This window comes from Gilliamella sp. X-46 (assembly GCF_057063525.1).
Map to the genome: position 1 here is coordinate 171066 of NZ_JBXSQH010000002.1, position 13142 is coordinate 184207.

Annotated in this window: 15 protein-coding genes and 2 pseudogenes; 4 read left to right on the forward strand and 13 right to left on the reverse strand. The window is 34.1% G+C overall.

The window, feature by feature from the left end:
- Window positions 1–11 precede the first annotated feature (11 nt).
- Window positions 12–614: a 3-isopropylmalate dehydratase small subunit gene (leuD, locus tag ACYIAJ_RS03460; RefSeq protein ID WP_483558447.1), complete on the forward strand. Its 603-nt coding sequence runs from the start codon at window positions 12–14 to the stop codon at window positions 612–614.
- Window positions 615–660: 46 nt separating this feature from the next.
- A complete protein-coding gene (locus ACYIAJ_RS03465) occupies window positions 661–1425 on the forward strand; it encodes a class I SAM-dependent methyltransferase (RefSeq protein WP_483558448.1) in 765 nt (254 codons plus the stop codon).
- 30 nt (window positions 1426–1455) lie between these two features.
- Here ACYIAJ_RS03465 and ACYIAJ_RS03470 read toward each other — a convergent pair whose 3' ends face one another.
- From ACYIAJ_RS03470 to yccX, 5 genes are all read right to left on the reverse strand, one after another.
- Window positions 1456–2871, reverse strand: a complete 1416-nt coding sequence (locus ACYIAJ_RS03470; protein ID WP_483564406.1) for an RNA polymerase factor sigma-54 — start codon at window positions 2869–2871, stop codon at window positions 1456–1458.
- A complete protein-coding gene (lptB, locus tag ACYIAJ_RS03475; RefSeq protein WP_091349119.1) occupies window positions 2871–3596 on the reverse strand; it encodes an LPS export ABC transporter ATP-binding protein in 726 nt (241 codons plus the stop codon). Before lptB ends, ACYIAJ_RS03470 begins: the two co-directional genes overlap by 1 nt.
- A gap of 1 nt (window position 3597) precedes the next feature.
- Entirely contained in the window at window positions 3598–4140 is a 543-nt protein-coding gene (lptA, locus tag ACYIAJ_RS03480) for a lipopolysaccharide transport periplasmic protein LptA (protein ID WP_483558450.1), read from the reverse strand.
- A gap of 3 nt (window positions 4141–4143) precedes the next feature.
- The gene (gene lptC, locus ACYIAJ_RS03485) at window positions 4144–4707 is read right to left on the reverse strand and encodes an LPS export ABC transporter periplasmic protein LptC (RefSeq protein ID WP_091349112.1); all 564 of its coding nucleotides are present in this window, start codon (window positions 4705–4707) and stop codon (window positions 4144–4146) included.
- 81 nt (window positions 4708–4788) lie between these two features.
- Entirely contained in the window at window positions 4789–5067 is a 279-nt protein-coding gene (gene yccX / locus ACYIAJ_RS03490; RefSeq protein ID WP_174786400.1) for an acylphosphatase, read from the reverse strand.
- A 282-nt stretch (window positions 5068–5349) separates the two neighbouring features.
- On the opposite strand from yccX, the gene ACYIAJ_RS03495 reads away from it, so the two are divergent.
- A complete protein-coding gene (locus ACYIAJ_RS03495) occupies window positions 5350–5946 on the forward strand; it encodes a CHAP domain-containing protein (protein WP_091349107.1) in 597 nt (198 codons plus the stop codon).
- A gap of 83 nt (window positions 5947–6029) precedes the next feature.
- Here ACYIAJ_RS03495 and ACYIAJ_RS03500 read toward each other — a convergent pair whose 3' ends face one another.
- From ACYIAJ_RS03500 to ACYIAJ_RS03520, 5 genes and pseudogenes are all read right to left on the reverse strand, one after another.
- On the reverse strand, window positions 6030–6713 hold the full coding sequence (locus tag ACYIAJ_RS03500) for a GntR family transcriptional regulator (protein WP_483558451.1): 684 nt from the start codon (window positions 6711–6713) through the stop codon (window positions 6030–6032).
- 75 nt (window positions 6714–6788) lie between these two features.
- Window positions 6789–6983: pseudogene (locus ACYIAJ_RS03505) on the reverse strand (IS3 family transposase); the annotation flags it as partial.
- Between the two features lie 238 nt (window positions 6984–7221).
- A pseudogene (locus ACYIAJ_RS03510) lies at window positions 7222–7410 on the reverse strand (hypothetical protein); the annotation flags it as partial.
- A 110-nt stretch (window positions 7411–7520) separates the two neighbouring features.
- Complete coding sequence (locus ACYIAJ_RS03515; RefSeq protein ID WP_483564357.1) at window positions 7521–7850, reverse strand: hypothetical protein; 330 nt, start codon at window positions 7848–7850, stop codon at window positions 7521–7523.
- A 14-nt stretch (window positions 7851–7864) separates the two neighbouring features.
- Window positions 7865–8884, reverse strand: coding sequence for a DUF4225 domain-containing protein (locus tag ACYIAJ_RS03520; RefSeq protein WP_483558456.1), 1020 nt, complete (start codon window positions 8882–8884; stop codon window positions 7865–7867).
- Window positions 8885–8897: 13 nt separating this feature from the next.
- On the opposite strand from ACYIAJ_RS03520, the gene ACYIAJ_RS03525 reads away from it, so the two are divergent.
- Complete coding sequence (locus ACYIAJ_RS03525) at window positions 8898–9233, forward strand: IS3 family transposase (RefSeq protein ID WP_483558713.1); 336 nt, start codon at window positions 8898–8900, stop codon at window positions 9231–9233.
- On the opposite strand, the gene ACYIAJ_RS03530 is transcribed toward ACYIAJ_RS03525, so the two are convergent.
- From ACYIAJ_RS03530 to ACYIAJ_RS03540, 3 genes are all read right to left on the reverse strand, one after another.
- Window positions 9196–10677, reverse strand: a complete 1482-nt coding sequence (locus ACYIAJ_RS03530) for a mannitol dehydrogenase family protein (RefSeq protein WP_091349081.1) — start codon at window positions 10675–10677, stop codon at window positions 9196–9198. The two genes, ACYIAJ_RS03525 and ACYIAJ_RS03530, sit on opposite strands and share 38 nt — an antisense overlap.
- A 23-nt stretch (window positions 10678–10700) precedes the next feature.
- Complete coding sequence (locus tag ACYIAJ_RS03535; RefSeq protein ID WP_483558458.1) at window positions 10701–12050, reverse strand: MFS transporter; 1350 nt, start codon at window positions 12048–12050, stop codon at window positions 10701–10703.
- Between the two features lie 62 nt (window positions 12051–12112).
- Window positions 12113–13129 carry a Zn-dependent oxidoreductase gene (locus ACYIAJ_RS03540; RefSeq protein ID WP_483558460.1) on the reverse strand — a complete coding sequence of 339 codons (1017 nt, stop codon included), beginning with the start codon at window positions 13127–13129 and terminating at the stop codon, window positions 12113–12115.
- Between the last annotated feature and the right edge of the window lie 13 nt (window positions 13130–13142).

Genomic DNA, 13142 nt, shown 5'->3' on the forward strand with positions numbered 1-13142 from the left:
GGAGACTTGTCATGGCTAAATTTACAAAACATACCGGATTAGTTGTTCCTTTGGATGCGGCTAATGTTGATACAGATGCAATCATTCCAAAACAGTTTTTACAGAAAGTAACACGTACTGGATTTGGTCAACATGCCTTTCATGAATGGCGCTTTTTAGATGATGCTGGCGAACAGCCTAATCCTGAATTTGTCTTGAATAAACCCCGCTATAAAGGTGCCAGCATTTTATTAGCACGTGAAAATTTTGGATGCGGTTCTTCTCGTGAACATGCCCCTTGGGCATTAGCTGATTATGGTTTTAAGACTATTATTGGTTCAAGCTTTGCCGATATTTTTTACAATAACTCATTTAACAATCAGTTATTATTGGTTAATTTATCCGAAGAGGATGTCAATGAGCTGTTTAAAATTGTCGAAGCCAATGAAGGCATTGAGTTTACCATTGATTTAGTCAATGAAGTTGTTATTGCCGGCGACAAGCAATATACATTTAAAATCGATGCTTTTAAACGTCATTGCTTGTTAAATGGGTTAGATAATATTGGCTTAACCTTACAACATGAAGAAGCGATTAGCGACTTTGAACAGAAAATCCCTTCATTTTTAGCTTAACTTTAACTTTTGGGCGCTTATTTGCGCCCAATAATGAGAATAAACAATGGCAACACATCATGACAATGTAAAACAGCAGTTTGGCGAACAAGCCAATGCTTATTTAACCAGTAAAGTACATGCTCAAGGGCCTGATCTTGAATATTTATCTAACCTACTTATACCACATTCCGAGGCAAGTCTACTTGATATGGGATGTGGCGCAGGTCATGTCAGTTTTATTGCAGCAAAATATGTTAAACATGTTACTGCCTATGATCTTTCAAATGAAATGTTATCGGTTGTAGAGCAAACAGCAAAAGAGCGCGGTTTACAAAATATAACCGTTAAGCAGGGTTATGCTGAATATCCACCTTTTGCTGATAATCAATTTGATATTGTTGTCAGCCGTTATTCAGCACATCACTGGCATGATGTGGGCAAAAGTATTCGACAGCTCCATCGCATAACTAAACCTGGTGGTAAATTAATTATTATGGATGTTGTTTCACCTGGTCATCCTGTACTAGATATTTGGCTACAAACTGTTGAAGCCTTGCGTGACACATCACACGTTCGCGACTATACCCCCGGTGAGTGGTTAACCTTTTTAACTGAATCAGGTTTTGTCATTAATAATATAGCTCGCCACCGTTTAACACTCTCTTTTGATACATGGGTTAAACGAATGCGTACTCCTGAACAGTTAATTGAGGCAATACGAATTTACCAAGAAACAGCAGCTGACGATACAAAAAGTTATTTTGAACTTCAAGCTGATGGTTCTTTTACTACGGATATGATGATTATTGAAACTGAAAAAGTCATTTAAAATAATCCGTTGCCGTAAACAGTTTTAAATTTAAAGCTGTTTACGTTGGCTTGATGAAGGAATTGATAAGGCTTCGCGGTATTTTGCTACAGTTCGACGAGCAATAATTATACCTTGCTCTTCAAGCATTGCGGCCAATTTACTATCACTTAACGGTTTTTTGCTATCTTCTGCTAATATATATTTTTTAATTAAAGCACGAATAGCCGTCGATGAGGCTTCACCACCTGATTCTGTGTTTACATGACTAGAAAAAAAGAATTTTAATTCAAATATTCCTGTAGGGCATTGTAAATATTTCTGTGTTGTCACACGGGAAATCGTTGATTCATGCATATCAATTGCCGTTGCAACATCAGACAAAATCATTGGTTTCATGTATTCAGTACCGTGTTCAAAAAATGCTTGCTGATGCTCAACAATAAATTGACTTACTTTAAGTAATGTTTCATTACGATTTTCAATACTTTTAATAAACCAATTCGCATTTTGCAAATGTGATCGAATATACTGACTATCACTTTCATTTGCTATCTTTTCCATTGCAGCATATTGCTGATTAATACGTAAGCGCGGCATGGTGTCATTATTCAAATCGACACCCCAGTTTCCATTCACTTTTTTTACTAAAACATCAGGGATCACATAATCTGGTGGTGTAGTATTAACTGAATCACCAGGATATGGCTGTAAATTTTGAATAAAATTGACTGCTTCTTTTAACTGCTCATCGCTAGCGCCTAATATTTTTTTTAATGTTCTATAATCATGACTAGCCAATAAATCGATGTATTTATCAATTAGTTGATGAACAAATAACGGTGGTGTTAAATGTTGCACTTGAATAGACAAACACTCTTGCAAAGTTCTGGCCCCAACGCCAATCGGATCAAAATTTAAAATGCGCTTTAATACGGCTTCAACTTCAGCAAGCTCAATTTCATCATTACCCAGCCCTTCAAGTATTTCTTCTGTGGTAACCGTTAAATAGCCCCGTTCATCAATAGCTTCAATAATCGAAATGGCTATAGCCCTATCAGTATCACTAAATGGAGAGAGTTCAAGCTGCCATTCTAAATAATCATGTAATGTTTCGTGAGTTTCACCTTGGTAAATAGGTAACTCATCATGACGATAATCTGAATTCGTTCCTGATGGGGTTCCTGCGGTATAGATATCATCTAACGATGCATCTAATAGGATATCGTCGGGGATCTCTCGGCTATCTAAAGCTTCCCGCGTATCAATATGTTCAATGTCATCGCTTTGTTCAACGTTAATTTCGTCATATTGATCAGCAATTTCAAGCAATGGATTATTTTCTAGAGCAGTTTGAATCTCTTGTTGGAGTTCTAAAGTTGACAACTGTAGTAACCGAATCGCCAATTGTAATTGTGGCGTCATAGACAATTGTTGAGATACTTTCAGTTGTAAACTAGGTTTTATCATAGCCTGAACTCGTTTCCTAAGTAAACGCGTTTTACATATTCGTTACTTAAAATATCATTAGGCGAACCTTCAGCAATTAAATGTCCTTTGTTTACAATATAAGCACGCTCACAAACATCTAACGTTTCACGCACATTGTGATCAGTTATTAATACACCTAAACCCCGATCACGGAGATGTTTAATGATACCTTTGATATCGATGACCGAAATCGGATCGACACCAGCAAAAGGCTCATCAAGCAAAATAAATTTAGGATTAGCCGCTAACGCGCGAGCAATTTCAACTCGTCGCCTTTCACCACCTGATAAAGATTGCCCTATACTGTCACGAATATGCGTAATATGGAACTCTTCAAGTAATTCTTCAGCACGGTCAATTTTTTCATTTTTATCAATATCTTTGCGCGTTTCTAAAATTGCCATAATGTTATCAATTACAGACAATTTTCTGAAAATAGAGGCCTCTTGCGGTAAATAGCCGATGCCTTTTTGTGCTCTCTCATGTAAAGGTAAAATACTGATATCATGATCATCAAGGTAAATTTTACCCGCATTTAAGGTCACAATACCAACCACCATATAAAAAGTGGTGGTTTTACCAGCACCATTAGGCCCCAATAGTCCAACGATTTCGCCTGAATTAACGGTTAAACTGACATCTTCAACAACACGTCGTTTTTTGTATACTTTGGCTAGATTTTCCGCTTTTAAAATTGACATTTTACTTGTTCATCTCTTTAACTTGATTTGGGATGATAGTGCTTTTTACTCGCCCATTTTTACCTGGCTGTGCAAATATTTGCTGTTTTTTGACGTCGTAAGTAATCTGATCACTAATAATATGATTATCTTGTTGAAATAATTCAGCATTACCTTGTAAAACAATATTATTTTGTTTGACATTGTAAATCACTTGTGAAGAATGTCCTGTGACAACTTTATTATTTTGAGGCAAAATTTGCTTATAATTCACTGGATTACCATAAGCTGTAATTTTTTGTTTTTCTGTATCTTGCATTTCAGTGATAACAACTTTATCCGCTTTTATGGTTAATCCGTCTTGAACAATCACCACATTGCCAATAAATGTAATAGTATTATTTTCAATATCAATTTGTTGATTATCAGCATCAATTGCAATGGGTTTATTATCGGCAAATATCTTAGGATTTTCTGATTGCGTAATCGGTTCATTTGCAAAACTACTTAAAGAGATAGGTAGCAATAAAATGAAGGAGCAAACAATTTTTTTTAGCGAACTCATGTTTTATTTTGCCTCGGTGTTATAATATGTTTTTACATTTTCAAGTATGTTAGCCGTTTTTGCACGTAAATCGCCAGCTAAACCAATACCGGTTGAATAAAACCCCACCCCATTAATGATGACAGGATCTTTTGATGTAACTAACTGTGAAGTTAAATCTACCACTGCATTATCTGTTTTCACTTGTTTTAATTGAGCTTCTTGTGTCAAATTATCTAACTGTACATCATGATAAAGGTACAAAAATTTATTACTCGTTAACGTCGCTTTCTTTGCTTTAATATGCCATGTAGCTACATTCTGTTGATCATAAATGGTGAAATTAGGCAAATCAAATTCAGTATTATCTGAATCATCATAATGCCTAACATGACTCGACTCAATTTTATACACAAGTTCACCTGATAAGTCGTAAATATCTGTCAACATCTCATCACTTTGATAAATCGGTTTATCTGATATATCTTGGGTAGATTGGCTTGCAACCCCATCTCCTTTTTGATAATTGTAATAAACACCGATAACAGCAATAAGAAGTAAAAGGCAGATCAGATTTTTTTTATTCATAACATACGTTAATCACGTTAATAAGAAATTATTATTTCGAATGTTCAAAATTTTATATATTTTACTTTATTTTTCGTTAAATTAATATCGAACATTAAAAGAAGTTAAATCGTTTTGTGGCAATAATTCATAAATTTTTACATGCGAAATACGTGACGAAGCAGGTCCGCCATTTTCAATCCATTGTGTTAATTTTGCTATTTGTAAACTATTACCTTGAGCAATAATTTCAACCTCGCCATTATCTAAGTTCCGGACATATCCAACCAAACCAAGCTGTTGCGCTTGCTGATATGTAAAAAAACGAAATCCAACACCTTGCACTCGTCCTTTCACATTTATTTTAACTTTCTTAATCATCCTACAATCCCTCCGCTATTATTAACTCAAACATAGTTATCGTAATGATGAATAGGATTATACAAATTGTCAGCAGAAAATAATCATTCATGATCATAAGTCACTAACTTATACAAAAATAGATGTTATTGTACTCATAATTACTACACTAGTACGTTTAATATAAAATAACGTAATAATATTACTATTAAGTTGTTATTATTTAGATTTTTTTTATTTTGTTTTTTTAATAAAATAACAATTAGAATTAATAATAGATTATAAAAACAATGGAAATAAAAAATGCTATTAAACTATAAAAAAAGTCTGTTCTTATTTTTGCTATTATCAATATTAAGCTACTATATACTTTATTCGTGTGCTTTTGCCAATGTTGAAATTAATAACCCCCAAATTGGTAAAGTCGTTGACGAATTTAATGGTGTGAAAGTCTATTATAACGGTAGCATCAATAATGTAAGTGGAAGAAATATTGCTAAAGACGGCTATAACTTAGGTTTGAAATATCAATGTGTTGAATTTATTAAACGCTATTATTATCAACGCTTTAATCACAAAATGCCTAATAGCTATGGGCATGCAAAAGATTTCTTTGATCCATTAGTTGCTGATGGCAAAATTAATCGACAACGCAATTTATTACAATTCCACAATGGCTCACCTACTAAACCGCAGGTGGATGATATTGTTGTCCTTAATTGGTCTAGCTATGGGCATGTAGCTATTATCAGTAAAGTAACTGATACCGAAATCGAAATAGTGCAACAAAACCCAGGACCTAATGCAAGCAGTCGAGCAACGTTTCCTTTAATGTTTAAAAATGGAATATGGACAATAAAGATTGCTGGCGCTTTAGGCTATTTGCGTAAAAATAAATAATCATTCAAATAAATCAAGTTATAAAAAAGATAAACGACATATTTATTTACAACAAAAAGAACAATCCATAGCTTTAATAAATACTAATCAACAAACCATTCATTTTTCTGCTTAGACACTATTTTTATTGTCTCTAAAATAGCCGATAAATGTTCATGTTGAGCTATAGCAGCAAGCTCAGGATCATGATTTTTTAAAGCTATCAGAATTTTTTCGTGTTGTTTAACAAGATCCTCTGGCGGAGAAATCTGTTCTAATGAAAGAAATCTGACTCTATCCATCATTGCTTTAATGTTCTCGACACTTTCCCAAGCCATTTGGCAGTCTATCACATTCATTAAAATTTGATGAAACTCATCATCTTTTTCAAGAAAATAATGAATATTCTTATGTTTATTAGCTTCTTTTTGTTCATCAAGATTTTTTTGTAGCAATAAAATATCTGCCTCACTAATCCTTAGTGCAGCTTGTTTAATAATTGCACACTCAACAGCATCTCGGATAAATTGGCCATCAATAACTTTTTTAATCGATATTTTTGTAACAAATGTTCCTCGTTGAGGAAGAATTTGCACAAGTCCCGCTTCAGCTAATTTAATGAACGCTTCTCTAACCGGTTGCCTTGAAACACTAAATTGACTAGAAATTTCTTTTTCTGACAGTAAAACACCAGGCAATACTTGACAAGTAATAATCGCTTTTCTTAATTTACGGTAAATTTGTTGATTAACTGGTTCTGAAATATTTAAGTCGGCAGATTTAAACATATATCATTCTTATGGTAAGGAACAAAATAAGGGAGAATAGTAGGATATTTTTAGGTATAAGAAAAGTTTTTTTGATTAGAATGGAAACACATTTTCAAACAAAAAATTAAGGGGTAAGTGTTTTTTAAATTTAACGGGAGGCAAATAGCCTAACGAAGAATATAATCGTTTATGATTATACCAATAAGCATAAACCGAAAAAGCGCATTGTAACTCAGCCGTTGAGTTGAAACGTTGGCCTTTTACAAATTCCGTTTTAATTGTTTTAAATGTCGCTTCCGCTACCCTTTGTCATTAGGTTAAATCCGCAACAACAATTTGTTCTTTATCACCTACATCAAATTGTCGTTGCAGGTGATTTTTGTCGATTTTTGATTGATACGCTGGTTATCACGCAGTTTATCTAAACAAATCAAGACAGCGTCATTTTTGTGAAAAAGTTTTAGGATCGCACCATGTTTATGTAAAAAACCAATTAACATCAAATTGATATCAATAGACGGTATTATCGAGTTTGCTGTTTTGTTTCATTTTTAAGTACAGGTAAACGTTTGGTATCAACGTGTAGTATTTCACCCGGATAGATTTTGTTATAGCGTTTAGCCAAATTGGTGACCGTTATTTTTTCTTTATGATATAAGCGCCATATTTCTTGTCTGTGATAAGGCGTTAATTTTGTTTTTTTATGTATATTCATTACAGTCGTTTCTCAAATTACTGTAAACAATGTGAGGAATTTCTACAATTTGTTTGGAAGGTAATGCGACAGTTGTTAATGGTGGAAAGCTAACTTCACTAAATTCATTATTATTTCCATTTTTTCTTTTTCTTTTTTAAATACTCTTTTGGGCTTTCTAACCAGGATATTGGAAAAAGACTATAAACAATTAGAAATATAAATGCTGATAATAAAAGAGGACCATAATCTTGATTAGAACGAGCGATACGTTTAAGTTCATATCCAATTATAATTTGAACAGCTGCAGCAATATAATTGAAAACCAACATAATGCACCTTTGCCATTTCAACTTTTTATTATATTGATAATCACTTATTGTATATTTTCTAAAGCGATAAGTAATAATAATAGGCAAAATAGAGAAAAAGTAATACGCAATGTAAATCAATATAATCATCTGTGTTATTCCTGTTATTCAATAGAACCTTCTTCAATATGGCCATCAAAATATTGCCGATATGTAGTACCATCCAAGCGCGTACACAACGAGTAATTAGGTTGGTCATCTACATCAGATTCACTACCTGTAACACGTATTACTATTGTACAACTATCTACAATTTTCTCTATATTATCAATCTTTTCTGGTTTTGAAATATATAAATTTGTCTCACTACTTTCATTATCTTTAACTAATATATTTTCAGCCTCTTGATAAATTTCATATAATGATATACCATCACTAAATATTTCAGAACCTAACAACCATTTATTCATCTGTCTATATGCTCGTGTCAAATCCTTTCTACCATAATGAAATAATTTGAATTTTGCTGAATTAGCGCGATTAAATTGATTAATTGCAAAACTTTTATCTATTTTAGGAACTAATTTAAGTTTACCATGTACGGATATACCGATATCAACTAAATCATAAGCCAAAGAACCGGCCTCTTTAGACATTCCTAATCCTACCGCCGCATTTTGATACACTGATTTTAAAAAACCATCTTCATCGGTTATCCCTTCTTGAATACTATTAACTCCATGCGCTGCTACATATGAGCCAAGTATACAACCCATACCAGTTGTGCACATTGCAACCCCCGTCACCATCAAGCCTGCACCACCTAAAACACTTAGTCCCCGACCTATCCAGTGAATACTTTGATCCCATAAACTCTTTTCTTCAGATTTTATCGCTTCTGAGCCTTGTTCATAACTCATCGCTCCGCTTTCGACTTGATTTACAATGTGCGTGGCAAAATTATTAATATCATCAATAAAATCTTGTTTTATATCATCATGGTAAAGGTGTTTTTCACAAACTTCATGCGCACAATCAAGTAAATTTTGAGTGTCAAGGCGAATCTTTATTTTATCTTCATTTGATGCTACTAATGAATTAATTTGTGTGTGAATATCATTTTGCGCGATTGTTGAAAATGTATTATTAATAGAATTTGACTTATTTGTATAATAGGGTGCCACATCAACAAAAAGAATAAGAGTTAATCGCTTAAACTCAACGGCTGAGTTACAACGCGCTTTTTCGGCTTATGCCTATTGGTACAATCATAAACGATTACATTCTTCGTTAGGCTACTTGCCTTCCGTTGAATTTAAAAAACACTTACGCCTTAATTTTTTGTTTGAAATGTGTTGCTATTTCAATGAAATAAATATAGAAAGGTTATTTGTACTAAATTGGAGTACAAGTGAAAAGTGTAACGCCCTTGCAGGTAATTACACTTTGTTTTTATTAATTATGTTAGTTGTGTTAGTAATGTTTAAAAAAAACTTTAAAAACTTTCTGCTAATTGTTCAACTGACTTTTTAGCGCCAGTATCCCGCAAAGCTAAATAAGCTTTAGTTACCTGTTCAACAAAACATTTATTGTTAGGTAGATCATCACCAAATACATGTGATAATGACAATAGCGATTTTACCCGTTCTTGATTATCTTGGCTGTTTGCTACTAGTTCTTTCAACTTATCAGCAATTGGATCACTTATCTCAATCATCTTACCTGCATCATCAGTCCCACTTACATATCTCATCCAAGCTGCAATACCTAAAGCTAGACAATCAAAAGGTGTGTTATTCGCTAAATGAAAACGGACTGAATCGAGCATACGTTGGGGTAATTTTAAAGTACCATCCATGGCTATTTGCCAAGTACGATGTTTTAAACCTGTATTGCGATAACGATCAAGCAACGAATCGGCATAAGCCTGTAAATCAACTCCTTTTACTCGTAATGTGCTTGCTTGTTCATTTATCATCAAATGTCTTGCAGCTTTCACATAATTAGGATCTTGCATGCATTCATCAATATGTAAATAACCTGCTAAATAGCCTAAATAAGCTAAAAACGAGTGACTACCATTTAACATACGTAGCTTCATCTCTTCATAAGGCAAGACATCACTAACAAGTTCAGCACCGGCTTTTTGCCACTCGGGTCTGCCAGCAACAAAGTTATCTTCAATAACCCATTGCTTAAATGGCTCGCCGGCAACCCCAGCCGGATCTTCAATACCACCCAGTTGTTTTTGGATTTTTTCCATGGTTTCAGGTGTCACGGCAGGTACAATTCGGTCAACCATTGTTGATGGGAATGTCACATTTTGGTCGATCCAACTAGCCAAACTTGGATCACGTTGTTTGGCTAACGCCAAAACAACATTACGTGTCACATGACCATTTTCTGGCATGTTATCACAAGACATTACCGTAAACGGTTTTAAACCTTTTTCTTTACGTAAACGTAATGCCTCAACGATCAGACCCGGAACAGTTTTCGGTTTAGCTGCATTTTCAATATCGTGTTTAATCAGCGGGTTATTTAGATCAATTGATGCCGTTGACGGTAAATAACAATATCCCTTTTCAGTCACAGTTATTGAAATGATAGCGATTTCAGGGCGTGTCATAACTTCTAATATTTTTGCAATACCATCAATATCAGCATGTAATGCCTCTTTGGCAACCCCGACAACTCGTGAATTCCAATTATCATAAGCCATTTCACACACACTAAATAGGTAATCTTGCTGCTTTAAATCTTCAATTTGTTTTTCACCACCGATTAAATTAACTTCACAATATCCCCAATCGCTTCCATATTTTGTTGCCAAAATGTCAGTAAAAACGGCTTGATGAGCACGATGAAAAGCACCAAAACCAAGATGAACTATTTTAGTTTTAAGCTTATTTCTATCATAGTTCGGTACAACTACCTTTTCAGGTAGTTGTGATAAAGTTAGATTTGATAGTTTCATTATTTTTCCTTCAAAACCTTAAATTATAATGCAGCATCATTTAAATCAGATAAATCACGATCTTTAATTTCTGGCATAAAAATCGCTGATATCAGACCAATACAAGAATAAACAATGATCATAACAACAATTGGCCACCAATCGTTGACAATATTACAGAAAATTCCGGCTAATAAAGGACCAAACCCAACTGCAATAAGACCTCCGGATTCTTTAGATATTGCCATTTGAGTAAAGCGATTACGAGCACCAAACATTTCCGCCATAGTAATATTTTCTAGCGCAAATAACCCTAGTACTGCAATGTTATGAATAATAATTAAGCATAACATTATAGTGCTAACTGAATAACTTTTATCAACAACAATAGATAGCATTGGATAAGCAAGAATAATTGAAGAAACAGTCAAAACAATATATGGAATTCGTCGACCAATTTTGTCAGATAACCACCCTAAAAAAGGAATAGTAACAAATCCTACAATAGAACTAATCATTAAAGCATCTGTAGGTATACCTTTTTCGAATAATAAAGCCTGCACCAAGTAACCTGCTAAAAAAGTTTGAATTAACCCTGAATTTCCTGCTTGCCCAAAACGTAAACCAGTTGCTAGCCAAAATGATTTACTTTTTATCATTTCAACTAATGAAATGTGTTTGATTGGTTGTTTGTCATTAATTGATTGGGTATTTACATCATTAACACCATCAAATACAGGGCTTTCTTTTAAGTTCATTCTAAGCCATATCGCAAAAATCATAACGATCGCACTTACAAGGAAAGGTACTCTCCATCCCCATGCAATTAGCTGTTCTTTATCTAACCAAAAAAACATAACTGCCCAAATTGCGGTAGCGCTCAATGTACCGCAATTAGTGCCCATTGCAACTAATGAAGAAATAATTCCTCTTTTTCCTATAGGTGCATATTCTGCAAGCATAGTGCCTGCCCCTGAAATTTCGGCACCAGCACCCAAACCTTGAACTATTCGTAAGAGAACCAACATTAAAGGAGCTAAAATACCTACTTGAGCATAAGTTGGTAATACACCAATTAGTGTTGTACAAATACCCATCATAGTAATTGTAATAAATAATACTTTCTTTCTACCAATTGCATCTCCCATTCGTCCAAAGATAAAAGCACCAACAATTCGGGCAATGTATCCTGCCCCATAGGTTCCCATAGCTAAGATTAGTGCCATAATTGCCGATTGTTCGGGGAAAAATATTTCACGAAATACTAGTGCAGCGCCTAAAGAATATAATTGAAAGTCCATAAATTCTAATGCTGTTCCAAGCCATCCAGAAACAGCCGCTTTAACTAAATCTGAAGCATTTCTTTCACATTTAATCTTTCCTATGTTATTCATATTTTACTCGCCTTATAATTTTATATATAAAAGATCATCAATAAAAATGTGTTTAAAAATTCCTAGCTAATAGTTAGTAACACCTTGCAACACTGTTTTTGATCTTTTTCAAAAGTTTCTATCGCTTGAATGACTTGCATATAATCGAATTGATGTGTGATTAACTTTTGCGGGTCAATTAATTTTTTCTTAAGCCAATCAATTACAACTGGAAATTTATTAGCATTTAATCGAGATGAAAAAATAGATAATTCTTTACTTGTAATACCTTGCTGAGTTATCTGACAGGCATCACTTGAGAACCCCATAATCAAGATTCTTGCTGCTGGTGATGCAATACTAATTGCTTCTTGCAAAATGGATGGATGACAGGCTGCATCTATAATAACCGTCGGTTTAATACTGAGCTTATCCAGCTCATCTTTTAAAGATAAAGAGGTATTGTTTATTACTCTGTCAGCACCACTAATTTTTGCCATATTTAAACGTTCTTCAATTCGATCAACAACAATGACCTCTTTAACGTTATAAACTCCTTTTAACGCTTGTACTGAAGTTAGTCCCATTGGGCCTGCACCATAAATTAGTACAATATCATTTTCAGTTGGTTTTAAATGGCTGGTTGCATTTGCTGCGATAGTAAATGGTTCAATCATCACTGCAAACTCATCACTAATTTCATCTGGGATAACATAAGCATTTTTACTTGGAACTACTGCGTACTGACTAAATCCACCATCTCGATGAACACCCAATACAGTAAGAGATGTACAAACATTAGGACGACCTACTAAACAAGAATAGCAGTGCCCACAACTAATAACTGGATCGACAGATACTCTTTCTCCAATTCTAGATCTATCAACCCCTTCACCAACTTCATCAATCACACCAAAAAATTCATGACCAATAACTCGTGGATATTTAACAAATGGGTTATGTCCGCGGTATATATGGCTATCTGAACCACAAATACCTGCTAATTTTACTTTTACTCTTACTTCCCCATTTGCAGGCTGAGGAACTTCTCGTTCCTCAATTACCAATTCATTAGGTTGTTTGATTACAATACTTTTCATATAACCTCCTATA